Source organism: Aliterella sp. E5.1 (assembly GCF_057473825.1).
This window is the reverse complement of the sequence record NZ_JBYCCV010000218.1, coordinates 1-3027: the sequence shown is the minus strand read 5'-3', so window position 1 is coordinate 3027 and position 3027 is coordinate 1. Positions and strand designations below refer to the sequence as shown.

Sequence of the window (3027 nt, the reverse complement as noted above, 5' to 3'; positions counted from 1 at the left end):
CTAGATTGTCCGGGTCGCCATGCACACACCAGTGCGCTACAGTTCGATACCCGCAACCAATAAAATTAGCAATTTCTTCATAGGTTTTACCATCGTTTTGAAGTAACAGTATCAAAGCATGTTCTCTTATTCTTGGACAGTCATTGCCGCGTACTAGCGTTTGCAATCTCTCTTTCTGTTCCAGATTTAGAAATCCTTTGGCAGGCATTGTCCCCTCCACCCTTTGCCAATTCAAGTTTCTATTTTATATCTTTTAAAGGTATATTGGCTTAGCAATCACAGTGTTAAGACTGTGACGTTTCTGTTGAATTGATTGAATTTGAGCGTTTAAATCAACTTCAGTTGCTGCTAAGTGGGCATCAGCTTCTAATAGTTTGGCAACTGTCGGATTGGAGGATTGGGAGTTTTGCACCGGAACAATAACTTGAATGAAACAACATAATGCTTATAGCTTATGTTAACAAATGAGGTATTTATTCATTTTGGGAAATTATTTAGTTAATCTTGCTGATTTTTACTTAAATGGAAAAATAACTACATTTGTCTTTCTCTTCGCCTTTACTCGTACATTCCCAAACCACTCAAATCTCCTCATTTCGCTGCTAACTGGGAGATGAATTGACGAACGATCAGTTGTTGCAGAATTTTACGGAGTTGATTCCTTTATAAAATTATCTCCATCGAGAGAGCTACAAGCGAGATCACTAGCATAATCCTGAACTTTGCATGGTAATTTACATTTATTCGTTGAGTTAAAAGTACAAAATTATGCAAGAACCCCCAACCCAATCAGCAACAACCGATACTCCTGATGTGAAGGTAACTATAGAACCCGAACCTCAGACAGCTTTCTCGCCAACTAATCAATCTATCCAAAAAGGACAATGGATAGTGACTCAGCTTGTGGGATTTTTATCGCAACTATCAGAAAACTTAGGCAGGTTTTTTGGCGAGAATCAGCAGCTACTAATTAACTTAGGACTGATTTTCGGCGCAATTATTGCTTTTAGGGTTAGTTTGGCAGTTATAGCAGCTATCAATGAGATTCCTTTGGTAGCGCCAACCTTTGAATTAGTTGGAATTGGCTACTCCATCTGGTTTATCAGTCGCTATTTGCTCAGTACCTCAAGTCGGCAAGAGTTGACGCAAAAAATACAGGGATTTCTAGGGCGTGTCTGCAAACTCGCTATCTTAGAAGTAATAATCAGGAGTTATGCAGTTGAAAAAGCGGCGAGATGATGGTGGTAGAGGAGATTTGACCGATAAGCAGTGGTTAAAGCTCAAACCGCTACTACCCCCACAAAAGTCTCATACAGGTCAACCTGCTTACGACCATCGACGAATTCTAAATGGCATCCTTTGGTTACACAGGACTGGGGCTCCGTGGCGAGATATTCCAGAGCGATACGGTAAGCACAGCACCATATCAAGCCGATTCTACCGTTGGCGGATTGCAGGAATCTGGCAACGGATTTGGGAAAGTCTAATCCAACAGGCGGATGCGGCTGGAGAGATTGACGCTCGTAGTGCATTTTGTAGATAGCACTGTAGTTCGCGCTCATCAACACGCAGCAGGCGCAAAAGGGGAGGAGTTAGATGACCAAGCTCTGGGGCGCAGTGTTGGTGGTTTCAGCACTAAAGTTCATGTCAAAGCCGAGGGTTACGGAAGGCCAATGCACTTTGTCCTTACTCCAGGGGAACGACATGATACCGTTGGATTTGGAGCATTAGTTAAAGGTGGAAAGGTTAAGCGTCAGGAACGGGGTAGACCTAAGCACCGCAGTCAGTATTTAGTGGGAGATAAAGCTTACAGCAGCGATAAAATTCGGCAACAGCTGCGTCGAAGTGGCACTACTCCTACGCCTCAAGCAGTGTAGACGCATAGCAACTCGTTATGAGAAGTATGCCGTCAATTACTTGGCGATACTTATGATTGGTGCTATTCGTCTTTGGCTATAATGCACGCAAACACGTCAGTCGCTTGCTACCACAATCTATTGATTATTACTCTCAAAGTGTAAGTTAGATACCAAAACAAGCTCCATCCTCACATTGCCTCTTTTATATCGAGGATCAGGGGTATGTGGAATCATCTGAAATCCATACCGTTCATACAGGCAAATTGCTTCCGGGAGCTTTGTATCCGTTATTAAAGTAATCTTATTAGCACTAGCTTCCTTGGCAAAAATTAGCCCTGCTTTCATTAGTCTGTCACCATATCCACGGCGGCGGTGGGCAGGAGCAACCGCCATTTTCGCTAGTTCATATTCATCAATGCTCAGGCGAAGCATAGCACAAGTTCCTACAGGCTCCCTGCCATCGAGAATGAAAAAAATCTGTCCACCTGAAGCAAGAATATGAGATTCAGGATCGTTGAAGATAATTTTATCGGCAGGTTCTACCTCAAACAACTTTTCCAGCCAATATTGGTTGAGCCGTTCAAAATCCGGCTTTAGTCCTGCATTATATGTCACAAGTTTTACAGCCATAAAATCAAGCCGACAGTAAGTAAAGTAGACAAAGTCGACTCGTATTGCAAAACCTACTCATCAAAGGCTGTACTTGCCGTCTGTCTTCTACCACTACATCTCCCTTAATATTTTTCATCAATCAGCTAACCTTCTTTAGTCAGGATATAACAGTTCGCAGACACGCCCTAGATTAAGCATTTAGTTGAGTCCTGTTATGGGTAAAACAAAACCCGCCAGTGGTAACTAGCGGGTGGGGATATTAAACCTAATTAACTATTAAATATAAGTATAAAATTCTTACTCAGAGCTGGATAACTACTCGCCTGTGAAAGAGCGATCGCCTAAGAATAACCTCAAAACATTTTGTCCTAGTTGGCGATCGCCAAAGAAGTTAAACTAAAGCGCTCGCCAACAACACAAGTTACTTATCTAGGGCGTATCTGCAAAGTCTGGATGTAGCGTAATGAGCTATTTTAACCAGATAAGAATCGCCGCAATCATCAGCATTGCTAGGTAGTTTTCGGCTCGTTTTTCATAACGAGTAGCTACCCGACGA

3 protein-coding genes and 1 pseudogene are annotated in these 3027 nt (G+C 42.5%); 2 read left to right on the top strand and 2 right to left on the bottom strand.

The window, feature by feature from the left end:
* Positions 1–253: 253 nt before the first annotated feature.
* Positions 254–412, bottom strand: coding sequence for a hypothetical protein (locus AC2VE5_RS25275; protein WP_486890345.1), 159 nt, complete (start codon positions 410–412; stop codon positions 254–256).
* 356 nt (positions 413–768) lie between these two features.
* Here AC2VE5_RS25275 and AC2VE5_RS25270 point away from each other — a divergent pair, with 356 nt between their 5' ends.
* Together AC2VE5_RS25270 and AC2VE5_RS25265 are read left to right on the top strand one after the other, a co-directional pair.
* Positions 769–1239, top strand: a complete 471-nt coding sequence (locus AC2VE5_RS25270) for a CAAD domain-containing protein (RefSeq protein ID WP_486890344.1) — start codon at positions 769–771, stop codon at positions 1237–1239.
* Positions 1214–1959, top strand: a pseudogene (locus AC2VE5_RS25265) (IS5 family transposase). Before AC2VE5_RS25270 ends, AC2VE5_RS25265 begins: the two are co-directional and overlap by 26 nt.
* A gap of 35 nt (positions 1960–1994) precedes the next feature.
* Here AC2VE5_RS25265 and AC2VE5_RS25260 read toward each other — a convergent pair.
* A complete protein-coding gene (locus tag AC2VE5_RS25260) occupies positions 1995–2489 on the bottom strand; it encodes a GNAT family N-acetyltransferase (RefSeq protein ID WP_486890343.1) in 495 nt (164 codons plus the stop codon).
* Positions 2490–3027 lie beyond the last annotated feature (538 nt).

Excerpts from the sequence above, each read along its gene's own strand:
- AC2VE5_RS25270 (WP_486890344.1), top strand. The coding sequence starts at position 769 with ATGCAAGAACCCCCAACCCAATCAGCAACAACCGATACTCCTGATGTG.
- AC2VE5_RS25260 (WP_486890343.1), bottom strand. The coding sequence starts at position 2,489 with ATGGCTGTAAAACTTGTGACATATAATGCAGGACTAAAGCCGGATTTT.